This is a genomic window from Pantoea sp. Fr+CA_20 (assembly GCF_024520835.1).
Taxonomy (GTDB): Bacteria; Pseudomonadota; Gammaproteobacteria; order Enterobacterales; family Enterobacteriaceae; genus Pantoea; species Pantoea allii.
The window spans coordinates 341,786-364,229 of sequence record NZ_JALNPN010000003.1; the positions used below are offsets into that span (position 1 = coordinate 341,786).

Annotated in this window: 19 protein-coding genes; 7 read left to right on the forward strand and 12 right to left on the reverse strand. The window is 52.5% G+C overall.

Annotated features, from left to right (window positions below; translation table 11 throughout):
* The first annotated feature begins 128 nt into the window (after positions 1-128).
* The 5 genes from lolC (at position 129) to pepT (ending at position 5,885) form a co-directional block, all read left to right on the forward strand.
* A complete protein-coding gene (gene lolC, locus NR177_RS06485; RefSeq protein ID WP_256852488.1) occupies positions 129-1,328 on the forward strand; it encodes a lipoprotein-releasing ABC transporter permease subunit LolC in 1,200 nt (399 codons plus the stop codon).
* Complete coding sequence (gene lolD / locus NR177_RS06490; RefSeq protein ID WP_063879098.1) at positions 1,321-2,025, forward strand: lipoprotein-releasing ABC transporter ATP-binding protein LolD; 705 nt, start codon at positions 1,321-1,323, stop codon at positions 2,023-2,025. The genes lolC and lolD overlap by 8 nt, the downstream gene beginning before the upstream one ends.
* On the forward strand, positions 2,025-3,269 hold the full coding sequence (gene lolE, locus NR177_RS06495; RefSeq protein WP_063879099.1) for a lipoprotein-releasing ABC transporter permease subunit LolE: 1,245 nt from the start codon (positions 2,025-2,027) through the stop codon (positions 3,267-3,269). Before lolD ends, lolE begins: the two co-directional genes overlap by 1 nt.
* Positions 3,270-3,414: 145 nt before the next feature.
* The gene (gene cobB, locus NR177_RS06500) at positions 3,415-4,248 is read left to right on the forward strand and encodes a Sir2 family NAD+-dependent deacetylase (protein ID WP_256852489.1); all 834 of its coding nucleotides are present in this window, start codon (positions 3,415-3,417) and stop codon (positions 4,246-4,248) included.
* Positions 4,249-4,655: 407 nt separating this feature from the next.
* Positions 4,656-5,885, forward strand: coding sequence for a peptidase T (gene pepT / locus NR177_RS06505; RefSeq protein ID WP_063879101.1), 1,230 nt, complete (start codon positions 4,656-4,658; stop codon positions 5,883-5,885).
* 66 nt (positions 5,886-5,951) lie between these two features.
* On the opposite strand, the gene NR177_RS06510 is transcribed toward pepT, so the two are convergent.
* The 8 genes from NR177_RS06510 to rluE form a co-directional block, all read right to left on the reverse strand.
* On the reverse strand, positions 5,952-7,076 hold the full coding sequence (locus NR177_RS06510; protein ID WP_256852490.1) for a cupin domain-containing protein: 1,125 nt from the start codon (positions 7,074-7,076) through the stop codon (positions 5,952-5,954).
* 57 nt (positions 7,077-7,133) lie between these two features.
* Complete coding sequence (gene phoQ / locus NR177_RS06515) at positions 7,134-8,600, reverse strand: two-component system sensor histidine kinase PhoQ (protein WP_096012346.1); 1,467 nt, start codon at positions 8,598-8,600, stop codon at positions 7,134-7,136.
* A 2-nt stretch (positions 8,601-8,602) separates the two neighbouring features.
* A complete protein-coding gene (gene phoP, locus NR177_RS06520; protein ID WP_063879103.1) occupies positions 8,603-9,271 on the reverse strand; it encodes a two-component system response regulator PhoP in 669 nt (222 codons plus the stop codon).
* Between the two features lie 107 nt (positions 9,272-9,378).
* A complete protein-coding gene (gene purB, locus NR177_RS06525) occupies positions 9,379-10,749 on the reverse strand; it encodes an adenylosuccinate lyase (protein WP_096012347.1) in 1,371 nt (456 codons plus the stop codon).
* 43 nt (positions 10,750-10,792) lie between these two features.
* Positions 10,793-11,434 carry a high frequency lysogenization protein HflD gene (gene hflD / locus NR177_RS06530; protein ID WP_109716093.1) on the reverse strand — a complete coding sequence of 214 codons (642 nt, stop codon included), beginning with the start codon at positions 11,432-11,434 and terminating at the stop codon, positions 10,793-10,795.
* Between the two features lie 34 nt (positions 11,435-11,468).
* The gene (gene mnmA, locus NR177_RS06535) at positions 11,469-12,581 is read right to left on the reverse strand and encodes a tRNA 2-thiouridine(34) synthase MnmA (protein ID WP_256852491.1); all 1,113 of its coding nucleotides are present in this window, start codon (positions 12,579-12,581) and stop codon (positions 11,469-11,471) included.
* Between the two features lie 39 nt (positions 12,582-12,620).
* Entirely contained in the window at positions 12,621-13,094 is a 474-nt protein-coding gene (locus tag NR177_RS06540; protein WP_063879107.1) for an NUDIX domain-containing protein, read from the reverse strand.
* 48 nt (positions 13,095-13,142) lie between these two features.
* Complete coding sequence (rluE, locus tag NR177_RS06545; RefSeq protein WP_256852492.1) at positions 13,143-13,802, reverse strand: 23S rRNA pseudouridine(2457) synthase RluE; 660 nt, start codon at positions 13,800-13,802, stop codon at positions 13,143-13,145.
* 110 nt (positions 13,803-13,912) lie between these two features.
* Here rluE and icd point away from each other — a divergent pair, with 110 nt between their 5' ends.
* Positions 13,913-15,163, forward strand: coding sequence for an NADP-dependent isocitrate dehydrogenase (gene icd / locus NR177_RS06550; RefSeq protein WP_063879109.1), 1,251 nt, complete (start codon positions 13,913-13,915; stop codon positions 15,161-15,163).
* A gap of 698 nt (positions 15,164-15,861) precedes the next feature.
* Complete coding sequence (locus NR177_RS06555) at positions 15,862-16,941, forward strand: glycosyltransferase family 9 protein (protein WP_256852493.1); 1,080 nt, start codon at positions 15,862-15,864, stop codon at positions 16,939-16,941.
* A gap of 172 nt (positions 16,942-17,113) precedes the next feature.
* On the opposite strand, the gene NR177_RS06560 is transcribed toward NR177_RS06555, so the two are convergent.
* From NR177_RS06560 to NR177_RS06575, 4 genes are read right to left on the reverse strand one after another with little or no spacing between them, the layout of a single operon-like run.
* Positions 17,114-17,842, reverse strand: a complete 729-nt coding sequence (locus NR177_RS06560) for a fimbrial assembly chaperone (RefSeq protein WP_256852494.1) — start codon at positions 17,840-17,842, stop codon at positions 17,114-17,116.
* Entirely contained in the window at positions 17,808-19,139 is a 1,332-nt protein-coding gene (gene stbD / locus NR177_RS06565; protein ID WP_256852495.1) for a fimbrial usher protein StbD, read from the reverse strand. Before stbD ends, NR177_RS06560 begins: the two co-directional genes overlap by 35 nt.
* Before the next feature lie 3 nt (positions 19,140-19,142).
* A complete protein-coding gene (locus NR177_RS06570) occupies positions 19,143-21,701 on the reverse strand; it encodes a fimbrial outer membrane usher protein (RefSeq protein ID WP_372340331.1) in 2,559 nt (852 codons plus the stop codon).
* Positions 21,673-22,431: a fimbria/pilus periplasmic chaperone gene (locus tag NR177_RS06575; RefSeq protein WP_218995336.1), complete on the reverse strand. Its 759-nt coding sequence runs from the start codon at positions 22,429-22,431 to the stop codon at positions 21,673-21,675. Before NR177_RS06575 ends, NR177_RS06570 begins: the two co-directional genes overlap by 29 nt.
* Positions 22,432-22,444 lie beyond the last annotated feature (13 nt).

Below are 22,444 nucleotides of genomic sequence, written 5' to 3' on the forward strand. Positions count from 1 at the left end.
CATCAACCCGCTGATAACCTATTCTGATACAACTTTGCAGCAGACTCAGAGGGTTAGAGGTTTCATAAAGTGAGCCGCTCCTTTATCATCCTCTCTACTTATTTTCCAGCAACTGTACATTGGATTCCATGTATCAACCTGTCGCGCTATTTATCGGTCTGCGCTACATGCGCGGAAGAGCTGCAGACCGTTTCGGTCGCTTTGTCTCCTGGCTCTCCACCATTGGTATCACGCTTGGCGTGCTGGCAATGATTACTGTGCTGTCTGTGATGAATGGTTTCGAGCGAGAGCTTGAGGGCAACATCCTGGGCCTGATGCCGCAGGCGCTGGTGACCAGCGACAAAGGCAGCATTAATCCTCAACAATTCCCGGCATCCGAGCTGAAGCTTAAGGGGATTAACCGCATCGCGCCGTTAACCACGGCGAACGTGGTGTTGCAAAGCTCACACAGCGTTTCGGTTGGCGTGATGTTAGGCATTCAGCCGGATGAAAAAGATCCGCTGACGCCTTACCTCGTGAACACGCAGCAAAGCGTGCTACAGCCGGGGCAATACAAGGTGATTCTGGGCGAACAGCTGGCCGCGCAACTGGGCGTCAAACGGGGTGACATGCTGCGCTTGATGGTGCCGTCCGTCAGTCAGTTTACACCGATGGGCCGGGTACCGAGTCAGCGTCTGTTTACCGTTGCCGGAACCTATGCGGCTAACAGTGAAGTCGATGGTTACCAGATTCTGGTTAATCAGCAGGATGCCTCACGCATCATGCGTTATCCGGCGGGGAACATTACCGGCTGGCGGCTGTGGCTGGATAAACCGTTACAGGTTGACAGCGTCACTCAGCAGGCCTTACCGCCTGGCATGGTGTGGAAGGACTGGCGCGAACGCAAAGGGGACCTGTTCCAGGCCGTGCGCATGGAGAAAAATATGATGGGGCTGCTGCTGAGCCTGATCATTGCCGTTGCCGCCTTTAACATTATTACCTCGCTGGGCCTGCTGATTATGGAGAAGCAGGGCGAAGTCGCTATCCTGCAAACGCAGGGATTAACCCGCCGTCAGATTGTCGCCGTCTTTATGGTGCAGGGTGCCAGCGCCGGCATCATCGGCACGCTGCTCGGTGCGCTGCTTGGCGTGCTGTTAGCCAGCCAGCTTAATCATCTGATGCCGGTCATTGGCCTGTTCCTGGATGGTGCGGCGCTGCCTGTCGATATCAATGTGTGGCAGGTCGTCACTATCGCCTTTAGTGCAATGCTTATTGCGCTGCTTTCTACGCTTTACCCTTCATGGCGCGCTGCCGCCGTCCAACCCGCTGAGGCTTTACGCTATGAGTAACTCTCCTTTGTTGCAGTGCCGTGACCTGTGCAAACGCTATCAGGAAGGCAGCGTGCAGACCGACGTGCTGCGCAATGTGACCTTTGATGTGCAACCCGGTGAACTGATGGCGATTGTCGGCAGTTCGGGTTCAGGGAAAAGCACCTTGTTGCACCTGCTGGGCGGGCTGGATGCGCCCACCTCGGGCGAAGTGGTGTTTGACGGTCGCTCACTCAACGGTATGTCATCGTCTGCCAAAGCGGAGCTGCGCAACCGCGAACTCGGGTTTATCTATCAGTTCCACCATCTGCTGCCGGACTTTACCGCGCTGGAAAATGTCGCGATGCCGTTACTGATTGGCAAAGTGACCAAAGGCGAAGCGCAAACCCGCGCGCGGGAGATGCTGGCGGCCGTGGGGCTGGAACATCGCGCCGCGCATCGCCCGTCAGAACTCTCCGGGGGAGAACGCCAGCGCGTGGCTATTGCCCGTGCACTGGTTAACCGCCCGCGCCTGGTCATGGCCGATGAGCCGACCGGTAACCTGGATGCCCGCAACGCCGATGCTATTTTCGAACTCTTAGGTGAGTTGAATGTGCGTCAGGGCACCGCGTTTCTGGTGGTGACGCACGATCTGCATCTGGCGAAACGCATGTCGCGGCAGATGGAGATGCGTGACGGTCAGTTAAGCGACCGGATTATCCTTGCAGGAGCTGTCTGATGGGATCGTCGTTATCGCTGCTGTTGGGGCTGCGTTTTAGCCGTGGCCGCCGTCGGGGAGGAATGGTTTCACTGATCTCCGTTATTTCAACCATCGGGATTGCGCTGGGCGTGGCGGTATTGATCATTGGTCTCAGCGCCATGAACGGATTTGAGCGTGAGCTAAACAAGCGCATTCTGGCCGTCGTGCCGCACGGTGAAATCGAAGCCGTCAATCAGCCTTTTCAGCGCTGGCAGTCGATGATTGCGCCCATTGAGCAGGTTCCCGGCATTGCGGCGGCAGCACCCTACATTAACTTTACCGGACTGATTGAAAGTGGCGCAAAGATGGAAGCGCTGCAGGTTAAAGGGGTTGATCCCGCGCAGGAGCCGCGTTTAAGCGCGCTTCCGCAGTTTGTCACTGACAATGCCTGGTCGACCTTTGCGCCGGGTAAAAAGCAAATCATCCTGGGTGGTGGCATTGCGCAGGCGCTTAACGTTAAGCAGGGCGACTGGATCACCATCATGATCCCGAATAATGATGGCGATAATAAGCTCCTGCAGCCCAAGCGTATCCGGCTGCAGGTCAGCGGCATTTTGCAGCTGAGCGGCATGTTGGATCACAGCCTGGCCTTAGTGCCGCTTGCTGACGCACAGCAATATCTGGATATGGGCGACAGCGTCACCGGCATTGCCCTGAAAATGAACGATCCCTTCCAGGCGTCAAAACTGGTACGGGCGGCCGGAGAAGTGACGCACTCTTACGTCTATATCAAAAGCTGGATTGGCACCTACGGCTATATGTACCGCGATATCCAAATGATTCGCGCCATCATGTATCTGGCGATGGTGCTGGTGATTGGCGTTGCCTGTTTCAACATCGTTTCCACGCTGGTTATGGCGGTGAAAGACAAGAGCAGCGACATTGCCGTACTGCGCACGCTGGGCGCCAAAGACGGGCTGATCCGCGCCATTTTTATCTGGTACGGCCTGCTGGCAGGCTTACTGGGTAGCGTAAGCGGTGTGGTGGTCGGCGTGCTGGTGGCGCTCAACCTCACTTCGCTGATGAAAGGGCTGGAATCCCTGACCGGTCACCATTTGTTAGCGGGCGATATCTACTTCATCGACTTCCTGCCGTCTGAATTACACTGGCTGGACGTGTTTTCGGTGCTGATTACCGCTATTGTGCTAAGCCTGCTGGCGAGTTGGTATCCGGCGCGGCGCGCCAGTCGTATCGATCCCGCTCGCGTGCTGAGCGGACAGTAAGCGCGTCATGCGGCACCCTGGGCGTCGCATGACTGATCCGCGCTGACAGCAGGGCGAATTAACGTTACACCGATCACCGGGCCCGATTGCCCTAAATATATTGACCCGCGGTGGCTTTTTTTTTGCGACCGCACCAGGAGACTTTATGCGTACACCTCGTCGCCGTTTACGACTTGCCCGCCTGAAGAAAACGCGCCGGAAAGTGCATCAGCGCTTTCGTCAGCGTATTTTCGAACGCGATCGCCAGGCCGAGCTGGCGGCGCACCCGTTGCCGCGAATCGTTGTCTTAACGGGTGCTGGGATATCTGCAGAATCGGGCATCAACACGTTTCGTGCCGCCGACGGATTGTGGGAAGAACACCGGGTTGAAGATGTCGCCACGCCAGAAGGCTTCCGGCGCGATCCGGCCCTGGTCCAGCGTTTTTATAACGCTCGCCGCCAGCAGTTACAGCAGCCGGAAATTCAACCCAATGCCGCCCATCTGGCGCTGGCCGAGCTGGAGCAGGTGCTGGGCGATAACTTTCTGCTGGTCACGCAGAATATCGATAATTTGCACGAGCGCGCGGGCAACAGTCGCGTGCTGCATATGCACGGTGAACTGTTAAAAGTGCGCTGTGCCAGCAGTGGTCAGGTTATCGACTGGCAGGAGGATGTGACGCCAGACGATCGCTGCACCTGCTGTCAGTTTCCCTCGGTGCTGCGTCCGCACGTCGTCTGGTTTGGTGAAATGCCGCTCGGCATGGAAGCGATCTACCAGGCGCTGGAGCAGGCGAACCTGTTTATCGCCGTTGGCACCTCGGGCCATGTCTATCCGGCCGCCGGGTTTGTCCACGAGGCAAAACTGCAGGGCGCCCATACGGTAGAGCTGAACCTGGAGCCCAGCCTGGTTGGCAATGAATTTGCCGAAAGTCACTATGGGCTGGCCAGCGACGTGGTGCCTGCCTTTGTACATAAGCTGTTGCACGGGCTACACAAATAAAGCATCACGCCACGGAATAAACAGCGGACCGTTCGCCCGCTGTTTATTCCGTTTCCGGTAGCATTCCGTCATTCTCTGTTTTCCTGATCGCCTCAGCGATACCGCCATATCATGTTGTTATCGCTCGCGATGATTCGGTTTACGCCGTGCTTAACCTGTCCCTGTTCAGCTCACGTTCTGCCCGCGGTGCAACCGGCCCTGTTTTCGCACCGTTGGCACTCAACAGGCTGCGGCGAGGGAAAACCTGAGCAACGTGCCGCAAAAAAACAGCCATTGCAGGCTTTTTTATGCCCGTTGGCATTCTTAATTTGCCGCAGCAGGGCTAACCTGAACGATAATGATTTGACGCAACGCGACCTCTTGCCCGTCTGTTAATAATAATTGGCGGCAATTTTTAAGGATGATATATGAAGCAATTACTTGAACGCTTTTTGCGTTATGTGGCAGTGGAAACTCAGGCGAAACCTCAGGCGCGTCAGGTGCCCAGCAGCGAAGGGCAATGGATGCTGGCCCGTCAGCTGCAGGAAGAGCTACTGGCGTTGGGCTTTGTGGATGTGAGCCTGAGCGATCACTGCTGCGTGATGGGCACATTACCGGCAAACGTTGACTGGCCAACGCCGGTTATCGGTTTTATTTCACACATGGACACGTCGCCGGATTTTACCGCGAAAAATGTCAATCCGCAGATCATCGAAAATTACCGGGGGGGCGATATTGCACTGGGTAATGGCGATGAAGTGCTGTCGCCAGTGATGTTTCCGGTATTGCATAAGTTGATCGGACACACGCTGATTACCACCGACGGTAAAACGCTGCTGGGTGCCGATGACAAAGCCGGTATTGCAGAGATTATGACGGCGATGGCGCGGCTGGCAGAAAGCGATATTCCGCATGGCGCGATTCGAGTCGCCTTTACGCCGGACGAAGAAATTGGCCGTGGGACATCGCATTTCGATGTCGAAGGCTTTGCGGCTGACTGGGCTTATACCGTTGACGGCAGCGATGTGGGCGAGTTCGAATACGAAAACTTCAATGCCGCCTCGGCGTTGGTCAAAGTGGTCGGTAATAACGTCCACCCCGGCTCTGCTAAAAACGTGATGGTTAACGCGCTGGAGCTGGCAACCCGTTTCAATGCCGCGCTGCCTGCTGGCGAGAAACCGGAGTGCACGGACGGTTATGAGGGCTTCTTTCATTTGCACCAGATGAAGGGCACGGTCGAGCATGCTGAAATGCACTACATCATCCGTGACTTCGATACTGAAGCCTTCGAACAGCGCAAAAACACGCTGCAACAGGTGGCGGCTGACATTAACAAGGGATTACATCCGGACTGCTCTGTTACCGTGGAGATCAGCAACAGCTATCGCAATATGCGCGAAAAAGTCGAACCTTTCCCGCATATCATTGAGCTGGCGCTGCAGGCGATGCGCGACTGTGGCATCGAGCCGGTGGTGAAACCGATTCGTGGCGGCACAGACGGTTCGTCGCTGTCATGGAAAGGGCTACCTTGTCCTAACCTGTTTACCGGTGGCTACAACTATCACGGCAAACATGAATTTGCTTCGCTGAATATTATGGCGCAGTCGGTGGATGTGATTGTCCGTCTGGCCGAGCTGGCGGGACAGAAAAAAGCCTGAATAAAAAAGGCCGCGCTGTCCTGAATCGAACAGCGCGGCCTTTACATCCGTTGCAACGGAGGAGGCTTATTCGGCGCTAAAAAACCAGTAACCGGCGTTCACCAGGCCAGCGATCTGTGCCAGCACGGCAGGATCGTCCAGCGCATCACCCAGATCCGCAAGGGCGATTTCATGGTTATGTGCCAGCACGGTCATCACGGCCGGGTGCGCGCACTCAACTCGTTCACCGTTGATATAAACGGCATTGCCCAGCGTCAGAACACGTAAGCCGCCAAGGCGAGACAGGACATCACCCTGTTGCAGCGCATCGTAGATCTCATCCGGCTGGTAAGGCGGTTCTGGCGGTGCCACGTCGAGTTCATGACGGGACTGTGAAATAAACTCACCTAACCATTGCTCAAAGTGTTCCGGCTGATTCACGACATCCAGCATCACCTTGCGCAGGCCTTCAACCTCCTGCGGCAGAATCAGCGACGGACAATCACGCATCGGCACATCCGGATCGCTGTAACGCAGGCTGCCCAGTTCATTCGCCAGCGCGTAATCGGCAAAGCCGCTAATCAGCTCACGCCCGCTTGGTGCGCGGAAACCGACCGAGTAATTCAGGGCATTTTCCAGCGAGTAGCCTTCATGCGGGAACCCCGGTGGAATATACAGAATATCGCCCGGTTCCATCTCTTCATCGATGATGGCGTCAAACGGCTCAACCTGAAGCAGGTCTGGATGAGGACAGTGCTGTTTCAGCGGCACTTTTTCCCCGACGCGCCAGCGGCGACGGCCGGTGCCCTGAATGATAAAGACATCATACTGGTCAAAGTGGGGGCCAACGCCACCGCCGGGTACTGAGAAGGAGATCATCAGATCGTCTAAACGCCAGTCTGGCAGAAAACGGAAAGGGCGCATCAGCGCGGCGGAAGGCTCATGCCAGTGATTCACCGCCTGTACCAGCAGTGACCAGTTGTTTTCACCGAGGTGATCATAACTTTCAAACGGACCGTGGCTGACCTGCCACTTGCCGTTTTGCTGGCTGACCAGACGGCTGTCGACCTCATTTTCCATGGCTAATCCCGCCAGTTCATCAGGCGATAGGGGATCGATAAAGTTCTTGAAGCCACGCTTCAGCACCACCGGGCGCTTTTGCCAGTAACGCTGAATAAAATCGGGCCAGTTGAGATCGAGCTGATAATCCATAAAGAGATTCCGCTAAGGGCTGTAAATACCTGCCAGTATAACAGCCCATAGCCTGAACTACTCGCGGCGATGTTCCATTTCCTGACGCTCAAACACCACTTCCATGCGGGCACCGCCCAACGGACTGCTGGAGGCGATAACCTTACCGGCGTACTGTTCGAGAATATCGCGCACCACCGCCAGTCCCAGCCCCTGACCGGGACGCAAGGTATCCGCTCGCTGCCCGCGCACAAAAATCATGTCGCGTTTACTCTCAGGAATGCCTGGACCGTCATCATCAATATAAAGGTGCAAGGCGTGCTCGGTTTGATGGGCGCTGACTTCGATAAATTCCAGACAGTATTTGCAGGCGTTATCCAACACGTTACCCAGCACTTCCATAAAATCATTTTGGTCGCCGAAAAAGGTGGTTTCCGGCGAGATATCCAGGGTGATTTCCACGCCTTTGCGCTGATAAACCTTGTTAAGGGCCGAACACAGGCTGTCCAGCAAACCTGATACCGAATGCAGATCGCGCTGCAGGGGATTGTGATCGGCCTGCATGCTGGCACGGTGCAGGTAATATCCTACCTGCTGCGAAATGCGGCTGATCTGTTCCAGCATGATCGGCTCGGCCTTTTCCACCGTCAGCTCTTTACCCCCGCGCAGCGAACGCAGCGTACTCTGTAACACCGCCAGCGGGGTTTTCAGACTGTGGGTTAAGTCAGCCAGCGTCGTGCGGTAGCGGGTGTAACGCTGACGCTCATTGGTCAGCAACAGGTTAAGGTTGCGCACCAGCGAGCGTAACTCCTGCGGCGGATTATCGTCCAGGTTTTCACGCTGCCCGGTTTCCAGCTCGCGCACCTGCAGCGTTAAGTGCCCAATCGGACGCAAACTCCAGTGTGCCGCCAGCCAGAGTAACGGCACGATTAAAATCAGGTTAGCCGCCAGTACATAGCTGAACCATGACCAGACCACATCGGAATGCTGAAGCTCCTGCGGAATGGTATCGACCACCACAATGGTTAAGGCGGGCAGGTTTGTCGTGGCGTCATAACGGTTTACCGCCACCGAGTGGGTAAAGGTGTCCTGATCGTCGTCGTCATTATCCCAGGCATGAAGCTGCTGCTGCGCGCTAAGGTTATCGCCCATGGCGGCCCGGCTGGTACTGGTGCTGGTGTCTATTTCATAAAAATCGGGCTTTAACAGCCATTCGGGTTGGATCTTTTCACGAATTTCCGGCACATCGCGCTGTTGCCAGAGCAGCTTGCCATGTTCATCGTAAATAAATACCAGGGTGGGGAAATTGAGCATAGTGCGCTCAGGCTGGGCGATAGTGAGCTTATTATCTTTCCACTGTGCCAGGGTAAAAAATAAATTGCTCTCGCCGCGCATGACGCGATAGGTGGTTTTATCAAAACTCACCACGTAACCAATGACCGCAACCATGCCATAAGAAAGGGAGAGGATTAATACAATGGCTGCGGAGGCCAGTAAGAAGCGCGTCCGCAGCGAGACAGGGCGATAGCGTTTAAACCACGACATCATCAGAGATCAAAGCGGTAGCCCTGGCCGCGAACGGTAGCGATAACTTCATCAGAATGTAGCGCAAGAATTTTTTTACGCAGGCGTCCCATTAATACATCAATCGTGTGGCTTTCACGTAATTCTGCATCGGGATAAAGCTGCAGCATGAGGGAATCTTTACTCACGACTTTGCCGGCATTGCGAATTAATGTTTCGACAATCGTATATTCAAACGCGGTCAGCTTAACGGGATGGTCGTTAATGGTGAGTTCGCGACGGGATAAATCGACCTGAAAAGGGGCCATAGCAATAATCTGCGAGGCATGACCGCTGTTGCGGCGCATTAATGCCTGCAAACGAGCGGCGACTTCCTCAATATGAAAAGGCTTCGTCACATAATCATCTGCACCGGCTTCCAGCGCTTCCACTTTCGCCTGCCAGCCTTCACGCGCGGTCAACACCAGAATAGGCTGACGCACCGCGTCATTGCGCCAGCGGCGAATTAAAGACATGCCGTCTTCGTCGGGTAATCCCAGATCAACCAGCGCAATATCGGGCAGATGTTCCTGGAGGAAATAATCGGCTTCTTTGGCATCTTCAGCAGCATCAACCTGATGACCCATTTCTCGCAGTTGTACCGAAAGATGGTGGCGCAGCAGGGCATTATCTTCCACAACCAGAACACGCATAGGATTTCCTTTAGCATCAGATCGAAACGAATTTTAATAAGTATATGCGAAATGAACTAAACAGCAGGTTAACGCAGACCGGCGGGAACCGGTCTGCAAAGAGGATATTATTTCAGATCGTCAACCATCTGTATCGCGCGGCCAATATAATTTGCCGGGGTCATCTGTTTTAAGCGAATTTTTTCTTCTTCCGGTAGCGCCAGGCTGTCGATAAAGGCCTGCATACCAGCCGCATCAACGCGTTTGCCACGGGTCAGTTCTTTCAGCTTCTCATACGGTTTTTCAATACCGTAGCGGCGCATCACGGTTTGAATCGGCTCTGCCAGGACTTCCCAGTTGTGATCCAGTTCGTCGAGCAGGCGATCGCGGTTCACTTCCAGCTTAGAAATGCCTTTCAGGGTCGCCTGATAGGCGATCAGCGCATAACCGACGCCCACGCCAAGGTTACGCAGGACGGTAGAGTCGGTGAGATCGCGCTGCCAGCGTGAAACCGGCAGTTTGCTTGCCAGATGCTGCATTACCGCGTTTGCCAGGCCCAGATTGCCTTCTGAGTTTTCAAAATCAATCGGGTTAACTTTGTGCGGCATGGTCGATGAACCAATTTCGCCCGCAATGGTTTTCTGTTTGAAATGGTTGAGCGCCACATAACCCCAGATATCGCGATCGAAGTCGATCAGGATGGTGTTAAAGCGGGCGATACAGTCAAACAGCTCGGCAATATAGTCGTGCGGCTCAATCTGGGTGGTATAAGGATTCCAGGTAATGCCCAGCGAGGTCACAAACTCTTCGCTCAGCTGATGCCAGTCCGCTTCCGGGTAAGCGGCGATGTGGGCGTTATAGTTACCGACGGCACCGTTGATTTTCCCTAACACGTCAATCTGCGACAGCTGGCGCAGTTGGCGTTCCATGCGGTAGGCCACGTTAGCCATCTCTTTACCCATGGTAGAGGGCGTTGCGGGCTGACCATGGGTGCGTGACAGCAGAGGGATATCACGGTATTCCTGTGCCAGACCTTTTACTGCGGCGATCAGCTGCTGCCAGTAAGGCAGGATGACATCGCGGCGCGCTGTTTCCAGCATTAAGGCGTGAGACAGGTTATTAATGTCTTCAGAGGTACAGGCGAAGTGAATAAATTCAGACACCGCATGCAGTGCAGGCACGTCAGCGACTTTTTCTTTCAGGAAATATTCAACGGCTTTTACGTCATGGTTGGTGGTGCGCTCGATGGTTTTAATGCGCGCCGCATCCGTTTCGCTGAAACTGGCAACGATTCCGTCAAGGAAAGCGTTTGCGTCCGCATCAAATGCAGGAACTTCCTTGATCTCTGCGGTCGCAGCCAGTTTTTGTAACCAGCGAACTTCAACCTCAACGCGGAATTTCAGCAAACCAAATTCGCTGAAGATCGCGCGCAGCGGGCTGACTTTATCGCCGTAACGACCATCGACAGGTGAGACGGCGGTCAGAGAGGATAATTCCATCAGTGCAACTCCTGATTTGTTTAACGGTGTTTGCCCCACGGACTCAGTAAGTCAGTGGCAGGCGGGATAATAGGGCTTTGGCTTCGCGCAGTAAGCGTTGGCGCGAAAACATCAGTTGCAGTCGGCCTCCGCCAACTTGCTGCCACAGTACGGCGGCACGAATACCGGCCAGCAGCGTGGCGCGAACTTTGCTTTGTAACAGGGAATTCTGCAGGACGGCCGGCGAGCCGGTGACCTGAATACGTGGGCCGAGCGGGCTGATGACATCAACATAAATGCCCGCCATCGCGCTCAGAATGGTGTCGGATTCCAGTTCATAATGCGCCAGCTGGCGATCGAGTTGGCTGATGCGCTGGGCCAGCGTGGTCATGGCCTGCTTGTTGGCGTTGAGCTTACGCTCCAGCACCATCAGGCTCAGTGTGTAACGGGTCAGCTCGGCGCTGGCACCTTTACGGTTGCTGCTGTTCAGCACCGCCATCAGGGTTTCAAGCCCAAGGCGCAGGTTGGCTTCATTGTTACCGAACACCGCCAGCGTGGATGTCGGATTAAGATCCAGTACGCTGCGCAGGGAAACCGTCAGCGCTTCAGGCTGGCAGTGCCCCTGATTCGCGAGCTGCTGAACCAGATGGGCAGCCTGGCAAATGCCCGCCAGCGCAAGGGTAATTTCCTGATAGTTTTTTGCCACGGTCACTCCAGTTTACGCGTTATTAGCGCCGGTATTATGCGGCAACCCAAGGCAAACGTTCTTCAATGATGCCGCCACCCAGGCAGACATCACCAAGGTAGAACACCGCAGACTGCCCCGGTGTTACCGCGGCAACCGGTTCGTCGAACCGCACTTCAATTTTGTCATCGCCCTGCGGAATAATCTCGCAGGGGATATCGGTCTGGCGGTAGCGGGTTTTAACCGTACAACGCAGCGGGGCGTTAACCGGCTGACGATCCACCCAGTGCAGCTGCTGAGCAATCAGGCCCACCGACATCAAACGCGGATGATCGCCGCCCTGCGCCACGATTAAGCGGTTACGCGCGACATCTTTATCAACCACGTACCAGGGATCGTCTTTGCTTTCTTTCATGCCGCCGATGCCCAGCCCTTTGCGCTGGCCCAACGTATGGTACATCAACCCCTGGTGCTCACCGACAATCTGGCCATCAACGGTTTCGATTTCACCCGGTTGAGCGGGCAGATATCGTGCCAGGAATTCGCGGAATTTGCGTTCACCGATGAAACAAATGCCGGTAGAGTCTTTTTTCTTTGCCGTGATTAATTCCAGCTGTTCAGCAATGCGGCGCACTTCGGGTTTTTCCAGCTCGCCCACCGGAAACAGGCTTTGGGCAATTTGTTCATGACTGAGCGTGTAGAGGAAGTAGCTCTGGTCCTTGTTACCGTCCAGGCCGCGCAGCAAATGGCTACGCCCGTCGATATCCTGACGGCGGACATAGTGTCCGGTGGCAATAAAGTCTGCGCCGAGATCTTCTGCGGCAAACTCCAGAAACGCTTTGAATTTAATTTCTTTATTACACAGGATATCGGGGTTTGGCGTGCGGCCCGCCTTGTACTCTTCAAGGAAGTGCTCAAAGACGTTATCCCAGTATTCTGCAGCAAAATTTACCTTGTGCAGTTTAATACCAAGTTTGTCGCACACGGCTTGTGCATCCGCCAGATCGTCAGCGGCGGTACAATACTCCTCGCCATCGTCTTCCTCCCAGTTCTTCATGAACAGGCCTTCTACCTGATAGCCCTGCTGTTGCAGTAACCAGGCGGAAACGGAAGAATCGACGCCGCCGGACATCCCGACGATCACTTTTTTCTGGCAGTTATCAGACATCACAAGCTCGCAAAACAATAAAACAGGCGGCGCATTCTATCACGCTGAAGTCGGGTGCGCACCTGCATGAAACGGCCAGTTGAACGGGCTGATCAGGTCTAACGGGTAGCGCACGCCCTGTTGCCATCTGCGCACGCTCTCTGCGACTAACGGCGAACGCAGGTTAGATGCCGTCAGTATCTGCTCTGGCGCCAGCCACCAGCAGCAATCAATGTCGCTGTCCTGCGGCGCGGTGGGCAGGGTGGTGTCCAGATCCAGACCAAACAGAAACCGCACAAAAGGCGTATTATCGGGGGCAATCCACTGGTTAATACCAATAAAATACTCCACAGCGGCCTCAATACCGGTCTCTTCATAGAGTTCACGCTGCGCGGCTTCCAGAAGGGTTTCGTCCGCTTCCAGATGACCTGCAGGTTGATTCCAGGTTGCCACGCCGTTCACCCGTTCTTCAACAACGAGCAGTTTACCCTGAGCCTGGACCAGACAGGCTACGGTGACATGCGGTTTAAACATCAATCCTCCGGAATTGTTAACTTGAAGTTATGGAAATGATAACAGTGCCTAGACTAAGGTGCTGATATCACGCCATTCGCCAGGGGCCAGATTATCCAGTACAAAGTCACCCATCGCATAGCGCACCAGGCGCAATGTCGGGAAGCCAATATGGGCGGTCATGCGTCTGACCTGACGGTTACGCCCTTCAAACAGGGTGATTTTCAGCCACTGCGTCGGTATCGCTTTGCGCTCACGAATGGGCGGCTGGCGTGCCCATAGCCAGTCAGGCTCCGCTACTTTTTCAATGCCGGCTGGCAGCGTAAGGCCATCTTTCAGCGTAACCCCATCCCGCAGTGGCTGCAGATCCTGCTCTTCCGGCACGCCTTCGACCTGCACATAATACACCTTGCCGGTGCGCTTGCCGGGCTGGGTCAGCGCGGCCTGCAAGGTGCCGTCGTTGGTCAGCACCATCAGTCCTTCGCTGTCGCGGTCAAGGCGACCCGCGGCATAAACCTCGCTGACATCAATAAAATCTTTTAACGTGCGGCGGCCGGCTTCGTCGGTGAACTGCGGCAACACATCAAAGGGTTTATTGAACAGGAGCACGCGCCGGACGGCAGGGGGGGATACAGCCTTGCGCTGTACGGGACGGGTTTGTCGGCTGAATCGTTTATTTGGTTGAGAAGTCTGAGTAGTTTTTCGCATACGCTTTGCAGTCTGAAACATTCAGCGCATTATAACGCGAAATTGCGGTGATTGGCGTAGCGTCAATATTCAAGTAGTATTGACGCGCATCTTACAAATCATTAACAAAAAATCGCTCGAAGGAGAGGTTAATGGAAAGCAAAGTAGTTGTTCCGGCGGAAGGTCAGAAAATCACCCTGAATCAAGGTAAACTGGATGTGCCAAATAACCCGGTTATCCCTTACATCGAAGGGGATGGTATCGGTGTTGATGTTTCACCAGTGATGCTGAAAGTGGTTGATGCCGCTGTGAAAAAAGCCTACAACGGCGAGCGTAAAATCTCCTGGATGGAGATTTATACCGGTGAGAAATCGGTTGAACTTTACGGTCAGGATGTCTGGCTGCCGCAAGAAACCCTCGATTTAATCAAAGAATACCGCGTAGCGATCAAAGGTCCACTGACAACGCCAGTGGGCGGCGGCATCCGTTCTCTGAACGTTGCGCTGCGTCAGGAACTTGATCTGTACGTTTGTCTGCGCCCGGTTCGTTACTACACCGGCACACCAAGCCCGGTTAAACGTCCTGAAGATACCGATATGGTGATCTTCCGCGAAAACTCCGAAGATATCTATGCAGGTATCGAGTGGAAAGCGGGCACGGCTGAAGCGGACAAAGTGATCAAATTCCTGCGCGAAGAAATGGGCGTGAAGAAAATTCGCTTCCCACAGAACTGCGGCATTGGCGTTAAGCCATGTTCGGAAGAGGGGACCAAGCGCCTGGTGCGTGCGGCAGTGGAATACACCATCACCAACGATCGTGATTCACTGACCCTGGTTCATAAAGGCAACATCATGAAGTTCACCGAAGGCTCATTCAAAGACTGGGGTTACCAGTTAGTGAAAGAAGAGTTCGGCGGCGAGCTGATCGACGGTGGCCCATGGATGAAGTTCAAAAATCCAAACACCGGTAAAGAGATCGTTGTTAAAGACGTGATCGCTGATGCCTTCCTGCAGCAAATCCTGCTGCGTCCGGCTGAATACGACGTTATTGCCTGTATGAACCTGAACGGTGACTACATTTCCGACGCCCTGGCGGCGCAGGTTGGCGGTATCGGTATTGCACCTGGCGCAAACATCGGTGACGAATGCGCGCTGTTCGAAGCGACCCACGGTACAGCACCTAAGTATGCCGGTCAGGATAAAGTGAACCCAGGTTCCGTAATCCTGTCAGCGGAAATGATGTTACGTCATATGGAATGGTTCGAAGCCGCAGACCTGATTGTTAAAGGCATGGAAGGCGCAATCGCTGCCAAGACCGTGACCTATGACTTCGAACGTCTGATGGATGGCGCTAAACTGCTGAAATGTTCAGAGTTTGGTGACGCGATTATCGCGAATATGTAATCCTTCTTCTGTAACATCAAGCCAACATAGATGTGAAGTTTATGTTGGCTTTTTTGTGCAGAGTTTTCCCCAAAATCGCTCTAAAACGGGCCTCTTAAAAGTCTCTTTAAACAGCAGCAACCGTCAGTTTTGGCCTCGATCATCATAATGTTTTGCTGTCTGTTACGGTGACTTATGACTGAGTAATTTCTAAGTATCCGTCCCCTGAGCTTTCTTCCATCTTGATAAAAGCGATCGCGGTTTATGAAGTTTTACTGCTATCTGAATTAGCAGAAAATGCCGGTATGGTTTCTGACGTTTAGAAAAAACACTTATGAATAGGCTAACGTTTATCGCTCCCGGTGGTGTGATTGACGAGAGGGAAGTGAACAAGGGATTCAGACATAACGTCATATTTTTAGTGAAGCAGGTCATTGGATGCTTTGAACTTAAATTGGCCTGTTTTTTCTCTAATTAAGAAAAAATGAAGGAAAAGGAAAAAATCGAACCATCAGGCTACGCCATCATCTCATCATCAGAGTGTGTATAGAATCAGAGCAGACAGCTTCTTCGCCCCGGGTAATTTATAATATATACTGTGGCTTGAGTATTAGCGTAATGTTAATGAGCATATGATGCGTCTGGCACGATAACGGCATCGGCAATGATCTTTACGGCTAAACCGTTAGGATAATAAGGCTTAAGTCGGGAAAATTTTAATGAGTAAAATCGCAAAACAATTCGCTGCAAAATTATTCCTTTCCATATGGAAAGTGACCGGTTATCGTGTGAAAAAAATTGTCCGTTTTTCAGAAAAAGACTTTATCGAAAGCATCGCTATTATTTCAAATACGGCTTTAGGTGACTTTCTATTTAACACGCCGTCTATTAGGGCAATAAAAGAGCGTTGGCCTAATGCCAAAATTACATTAGTCATTTTAAAAAGAAACCATCCTCTGGTGGCAGAGAGCGATATTTTTGATGAAGTGTTATATTGGGGAGGGAAGATTTCAGGTATGCTCTTTTTGATAAAATCATTAAGAAAAAATCAGATCGATGCAACTTTTATCCTTCATTCGCGAACGCCCTATGACATCATTACCGCTTCACTAGCAGGTTCTCATTATATTTTTAAGGATGTTTATTATACTGATTATCAAGGCAGGGAAGACTTTGTTCTGAAAAACTGTTTGTCAGCATTTTACGATAACAGGACAAAAGGAAATATCCACTTTATTCGCCAGAAAATAGAAATGCTTGAGTCGGTAGGCATTACAGTAAAGTCCGAATCGATGTTTATTCCTGCACCTTATAAGCCTCAAGTCTTTGATAAGCGTGTTATTGGCATACATGCAGGTGCATCCAGCACCGAGCGGTGTTGGCCGGAATCTGCTTTTTCGCAGCTAATTAGCAAATTAATTGATGAGCATAGCGATGTGGTCATAGAACTCATCGGTGCACCCGGAGAGAAAACCCTCAATCAACGCATTATTGACGGGATGAAATCGCAAAGTGACAGAGTAGTTAATGTGGCAGGAAGTACAAATTTAATACAGTTGGCTGAGAAAATAAGTGGTTTTAATACGTTGATTGTTGGTGATACCGGCCCTTTGCATCTTGCCATTGCGGTGAAGACACCGACAGTTGCCTTGTTTCCCAACCAGAGCACTATAGATGGTGGCGCGCCTATTCAGGACAGAGAAATCCATCAAGTTTTACATCCGGATGATGAGAAAAATGGATTGCGTGGAATTAGCTGGACTAAAGTGTATGACGCGGTGGCGCGTAATCTGTCTTGAACAACCATTTCAGGGGGACGGTTGAAACTGTCCTCTTTAGCTCGGTATTTCATCAACAAAATATTAATGCTGAGACTGCCCTGAGGTTTCGATTTTCAGTCCCAGATTACAGAGTGGCCACGACATACTATAATGTCATTTTTATACTCTGAGCCAAAGAGACTCAATTCGGCTACTGCCCGACACTAGCGTGAAGCGGGCTGTAATATTTCTCAGCATTACCCCTGTCATCAATCACTTCATATTCCACGTTTGCCCCAGGATTAAGCGGTGTGGTGACTGGTACCGCAACATAAGACTGTGGTTCTACCATAATATCTCTCAGCACCTCTTTTTCTACTTTGACGTTCAGGCTCATATACCAGGGCGTAGGATTAGAAATCATGATTTGCTGGCTTTGTCGGGTAAAGCGTAGCTTTTGTGCATCTTCCGGTTGAGGCGCACCAAGCCCTGTCGGCCGTATAAACACTTTCAGGCGCAAACGCAGCGGCAGAATCACTTTTTGCTCGCCCGGGTTATCCGATTTTTTGAGCGCGGGTATCTGGTAAATATTCAACCAGTACAACGTCTCTTTACCCGCTTTTAGTTTCGCCCGCGAGGTCAGCATCAGCTTAAGTGAGCGTAATTCGCCAGGCAGCATTTTCAATACCGGCGGTATGGCCATGACCGGTGTTTTACTCTTATCCGGCGAAGCATGAATGTCGCCATCGTCCGTCCAGATTTGCAAAACGGCAGGGCTGCTCTCGCTATTGACCAGGTTAATGGACTGCGCCATTTCATTAGCGTTGAAAACAATACGTGTTTTATCAATGTTCACAACGGCCGTTGCCTGGGCTGACAGCATCGCCGTGAGGAAAAACAGGCTGCTACTGAAAGCTGACCACCACTTGTAACTGTGCATTAACGGTTCCTGAAGTGATAACTTGTCCCGGAATAGCCTCAAGAGAGGCAGTAAAATCGCCGCTGTAGATCTCGCCGTTGTCTGATGACGCAAGCGTGGTCAGGTCTTTGTAGGCATACCACCCGCGTGCATTGCCTGTGCCGGTGCTGGTCATATCCGGTAACAGGTTGAGTGCGGCACCAGCGCTGTTATAAATTTTTATCCCCACGCCCGAGGCGGCGCTGTCATTGTCATCACCATAGTTTGTGTCGAGCAGCCAGGTTAATCCGCCGCTGCTGGTGGTCAGGCCGAGTGTGTTGGCCATCGTAACGGCCCGGGGCTGGTTTACCAGAAACCCCATCGCGACGTTGGCTGATGTTATGGTGGAGTTGTTGATACTGGAGATCGCCCCGGCCTCACAGCGCAAATTGACAGAAAAAGGCGCCTGACTACTGCCACCATCAGCCAGAGCACCTACACTGATCACCGGCAGGGATACTACAGCAGGATAATCCTGCACCTCGCAGGCAGCGCCGCGAACGTAGGTGACCGTATTATAGGAGCTCCAGCCAACAGGCCAGTTAAAATGCCATCCACTATACTTAGTGCTATGGTCGTCACCGGGTTTCAGATCATCGCTGGCCAGTCCAGGACCTTTAAACGCGATATAGCCACGAGGTTGGTTGTTCTTATCAGGATAATACGCCTCACTATTCATGAAACGCTCAGTTCCATCAATTTTAAACATTTCGTACAGCACACGGCTGAACGCGCTGGCAGGAATATAGATTTTATCCCCGTCAGAATACCAGTCGCTGGCATTAAGCTGTCGTGCTTTCCAGTAGCGACTGTAATATTCCCCCGTAGAGAGGTTGGTCATTCTGACCGCCACGTTTTTGGCCTTATCATAATAAGCGCCTTCAACTTCATTCGTGGCATATTTGCCCGCTGTATCCCAATCGCCATTGGTGGAATACATTTCATAGAGTTTATCTACATCGCCCGCATCGCAGCGGAACAGAATCTGATTCGGCGTAAAGGCATCCCGCATGGGCGTGTTGACGGGATCACCCACCGCACTGGCCAGTAATGTGCCTGCCGGCTGAAACAGGCTACCTGTATTGATATTAATTATTGCCGGTAACGGCAGTTTCCCCGTGCATTCATCACAGGCCCCGGTCCATAACTTCGCGGTATAGCCAGCATTTTTAGCCGCCGTAGAAAGCTGACTCTGACTGGATACGACCGTACAGTTTGCCAGTAACGGAAGCGGAATCAGTCCGGTGGCGATCAACAAAAGCGTTATTCTCAGCAACACGCGTTACTCCTTATTACACAAGCCGGGAAGATGGATCATCTGATCGTTGTGCTTTCCGGTAATTTGATAATTCACCAGGCAGGTTTGTTGACCGTCGTTATCCCAGATGACTTTGAGCGTGCCGGAGTCATGAGGTACGCGTGCGTACAGCTGGCCGCCCTGGCCAACAACGCCGATGACGGTGTTATCCGCATCACGGACTTCCGCGCCCATAGGTGGCGTTTCCCCCTCATTACTGGTGAGCGAGATCAAGACTGCTTTGCCTTTGATCGTGGCGAAGTTCACCTGCACCACCGCGCCAGCGTAAGGCACAACCCGATGACTCCCTCCGCTTAGCTCGGCATCGGCGTTCATATCCAGCGTGTCCAGGCTAATGTTGTTTTCGCGGTACGCGCTCAGGGAGGGCAGAATGGCATAGCCGAAGCGATCGATAACGGCGCCCTGACCATTACGCACACGTGCGCCCTGTGCGCCATCGGCCTGCACCAGGGCGAAAGTATCACTGCTGTAAGGGCCAAGTGTGATGCCTCCCCGGTGAAGAACCAGGCTGCCGGAAGCACCCAGTCCAGCCTGGCGATAGCTTTCGCCCTGGCCGTAGTTGGCCCGGAACGCCCCAAGTCGGGTATTCTGCTGAACATTTCCACCGACGTTCAGTGCATGTCCACTGTTGCCGTTGCGGTAGTGCTCGCTACCGCCATAAAGGGAATAGGCGATATCGCGGTTGTCACCTGCTGAGCCCGACAGGGAGAGTGATGAGCTTTGTGTCTGCTTCGACTGGTTGTAGTGATAGGAAACAGAAGCGGTGTTGTGCCAGGTGAGAGGCATTGAAACCGTAAATGAAAAGGTATTTTCTGTGTAACGCTGCTGGCGGCTGTCATCCGGCTGATCGAAGACATTTAGCTCGGCGCGCGTCGTATTCCATGTGGTGCGCTGACGCGCGACATTGAAACCGTAGCTGATTTTTTTCCAGCTATTGTTATAACCGAGCTGTAACTGGGTGATGCGTGACTTGTTGTTATAGTAGTCAGCCGTGCTGCCACTCAGGCTGATCATGCCGAGGTTATCAAATGACTGGCTCAGGGTGGCGGATAACCGATTGCGCTGATTCATCGAATCGGAGTAGTAGCTGATGCCGGTGTCATTCTGCCTTCTGACGCCCAACACGTCCTGCAGATCGCGGAAGCCGCTGGTGGAATAACGGTAGGCCGCCAACACCAGATTAGTGCCAGTTTCAAACGTTTTGCTGTAACTCAACTCCGCGCGCCAGCCCGAGGTGTTTTTATTTTGCTCAACGCGCGCCTGTGAAAAAATGGTGTTCATCCCCACGGCGCCCATCGGTGAACCCCATACGCCGCCCGCCAGCCAGGCCTGGTAGTCTTTCGCCAGCCGCGAGCCGATCGTTGCCGTAAAACGGTTACTGATGCCGCGCTGTAAAACCCCCTCAAAAAACGTGTTTTCCACGCTGTAATATTGACGCACTCGCCCCAGCGCCAGCGCGTATTTCCAGTTTCCTGGACGAACAGAGTCCGGCACGGACGAGTAGGGCACTGTAAAAGTGGACCGCTTGCCGTTGGCTTCAATAATCTCAACGTCAAGATCGCCCTGACCGCTGGTGTTATATAAGTCATCAATAACAAAGGGGCCGGGGGGAACGCTGGTTTCGTAAATCACGTTGTTGAGCTGCCGAACGACAACGCGGGCATCAGAGGTGGCTACACCATGGACTTCCGGCGCATAGCCCCGTTTACCCTGCGGCCACATCCGTTCTTCTGAGGCGAGTTTAATGCCGTTAAAGGCAAGACTGCCGAACAGCGAGTTGTTGGTATAATTGTCACCTAATGAGAGCTGACTGTTTATGCTCTCCACAGGACGCTGCACCCAGCTTCTCACCTGATTATACTGATAACGGCTTCCGCTATGACTGTTGCGCAGATAGCGCATATTGCCCTGATGACGAAACTGCCACTTGTCCAGATTCGTGCCTGCGGTAATGCCGCTCCACAAATATTGATAACGATAATCAGACGATCGGTTTTCCGACCAGGTGAAGTTAGTGTTGTGACGCAGAAATAACGCCGTAATGCCTTCATCCCATTCAGAAACGGGGATATAGCCACGGGGAACCCGATTCAGGCTGGCAAGGGGGAACATATACTGCAAACGAAGTGAAGCCTGGTCGAAACGCCAGCTGCCTGCTTCCGTCCAGTCTGATAATGGCTGACAGTGGGCTGTCGTTTGTTCAACCCGCTGGTTTTTTAACTGCATTAACCTGATGATCTCTTCCGGCAGGCAAGGTTCCACCTCTCCCTCGTCACTGAATTTTTTGAAGTTAATTTTGACGCCGGATTTAATTATTTTATCGTTGAGGTAAATATCAACAAGATAGCTTCCTTCAGGAATTGCATTTTGGTTGAATTGTTCAATGTTTTTCCCAAATGTCGCCCCTTTAAACAGTGAGGCGTCGAAATAATAATCTTCACTGCAGGCATAACACGAAAAACAGGCCGAGACGGTAAAAGCAATAAGTTTCGGGCTAATTAACGTCAACCGTAAAGTTTTCACTGATTTTAGCTCCCTGATCGTTAACTGCCGAGACTGAAACTACGCCTGCACCCTGCAAACGTTTGCTGTTGTTAAACCAATAGGTTTGCTTTGCAAAGGGCGAGACCATATCGGCCTCACTTTTAAAGGTGTGATTCCCCACTTTTAAAACAACATCCACCAGGGAAGCATGCCAGGGTTGTGGGTTGTCAATTTCAATCCCATTGCCTTTATTCGCCTGATACAGGGGAGTGACTGTTATGCCTTTCAGGATATTTTTTGGTGCGCCAATACGTTCAGGGCGATAAAAAACCTTCATGCGATTACGTAATACCACCAACATGACATTCTGTGTCTTATCCTGATTTATATTTGATGGCGGAATTTGCAGGGTATTAAACCAGTAAACAGATTCACGATCCTGAGGCTGTGCAACGGTGTTATTCACCATAACCTTCGCGATCTGACCTGCCTTCGGCTGAATGCGGAATACCGGCGGTGTAATGATAAAAGGCGTATTTACGCGATTTTCTGGCTGTGAGTTTTCGTCACCGTTATCAAACCAGCTCTGAATAACATAGGGAATGGCATCGTTATTTTTAAATTGCACATCCACAGAACGCGCCTGCCCAGGGTAAATAATACGGCTGCCCATAATCGTCACGCTGGCGTTTGCGTAAAAGGGCAATGTTAATGCGGGGGTTACTGCTAGCGAGAGCGTCAACGCCAATAACAGTCTGCGAATAAACATAAATCAGTTCTCA

What these genes read in the sequence shown, in the direction of transcription:
- rluE (WP_256852492.1), bottom strand. Translation starts at nt 13,802, where the DNA reads ATGTTTCAGACTGCAAAGCGTATGCGAAAAACTACTCAGACTTCTCAA.
- phoP (WP_063879103.1), bottom strand. Translation starts at nt 9,271, where the DNA reads ATGCGTGTTCTGGTTGTGGAAGATAATGCCCTGCTGCGCCACCATCTT.
- lolC (WP_256852488.1), top strand. Translation starts at nt 129, where the DNA reads ATGTATCAACCTGTCGCGCTATTTATCGGTCTGCGCTACATGCGCGGA.
- mnmA (WP_256852491.1), bottom strand. Translation starts at nt 12,581, where the DNA reads ATGTCTGATAACTGCCAGAAAAAAGTGATCGTCGGGATGTCCGGCGGC.
- lolD (WP_063879098.1), top strand. Translation starts at nt 1,321, where the DNA reads ATGAGTAACTCTCCTTTGTTGCAGTGCCGTGACCTGTGCAAACGCTAT.
- lolE (WP_063879099.1), top strand. Translation starts at nt 2,025, where the DNA reads ATGGGATCGTCGTTATCGCTGCTGTTGGGGCTGCGTTTTAGCCGTGGC.
- NR177_RS06540 (WP_063879107.1), bottom strand. Translation starts at nt 13,094, where the DNA reads ATGTTTAAACCGCATGTCACCGTAGCCTGTCTGGTCCAGGCTCAGGGT.
- cobB (WP_256852489.1), top strand. Translation starts at nt 3,415, where the DNA reads ATGCGTACACCTCGTCGCCGTTTACGACTTGCCCGCCTGAAGAAAACG.
- phoQ (WP_096012346.1), bottom strand. Translation starts at nt 8,600, where the DNA reads ATGTCGTGGTTTAAACGCTATCGCCCTGTCTCGCTGCGGACGCGCTTC.
- NR177_RS06560 (WP_256852494.1), bottom strand. Translation starts at nt 17,842, where the DNA reads ATGCACAGTTACAAGTGGTGGTCAGCTTTCAGTAGCAGCCTGTTTTTC.
- NR177_RS06575 (WP_218995336.1), bottom strand. Translation starts at nt 22,431, where the DNA reads ATGTTTATTCGCAGACTGTTATTGGCGTTGACGCTCTCGCTAGCAGTA.
- pepT (WP_063879101.1), top strand. Translation starts at nt 4,656, where the DNA reads ATGAAGCAATTACTTGAACGCTTTTTGCGTTATGTGGCAGTGGAAACT.
- purB (WP_096012347.1), bottom strand. Translation starts at nt 10,749, where the DNA reads ATGGAATTATCCTCTCTGACCGCCGTCTCACCTGTCGATGGTCGTTAC.
- NR177_RS06555 (WP_256852493.1), top strand. Translation starts at nt 15,862, where the DNA reads ATGAGTAAAATCGCAAAACAATTCGCTGCAAAATTATTCCTTTCCATA.
- icd (WP_063879109.1), top strand. Translation starts at nt 13,913, where the DNA reads ATGGAAAGCAAAGTAGTTGTTCCGGCGGAAGGTCAGAAAATCACCCTG.
- NR177_RS06510 (WP_256852490.1), bottom strand. Translation starts at nt 7,076, where the DNA reads ATGGATTATCAGCTCGATCTCAACTGGCCCGATTTTATTCAGCGTTAC.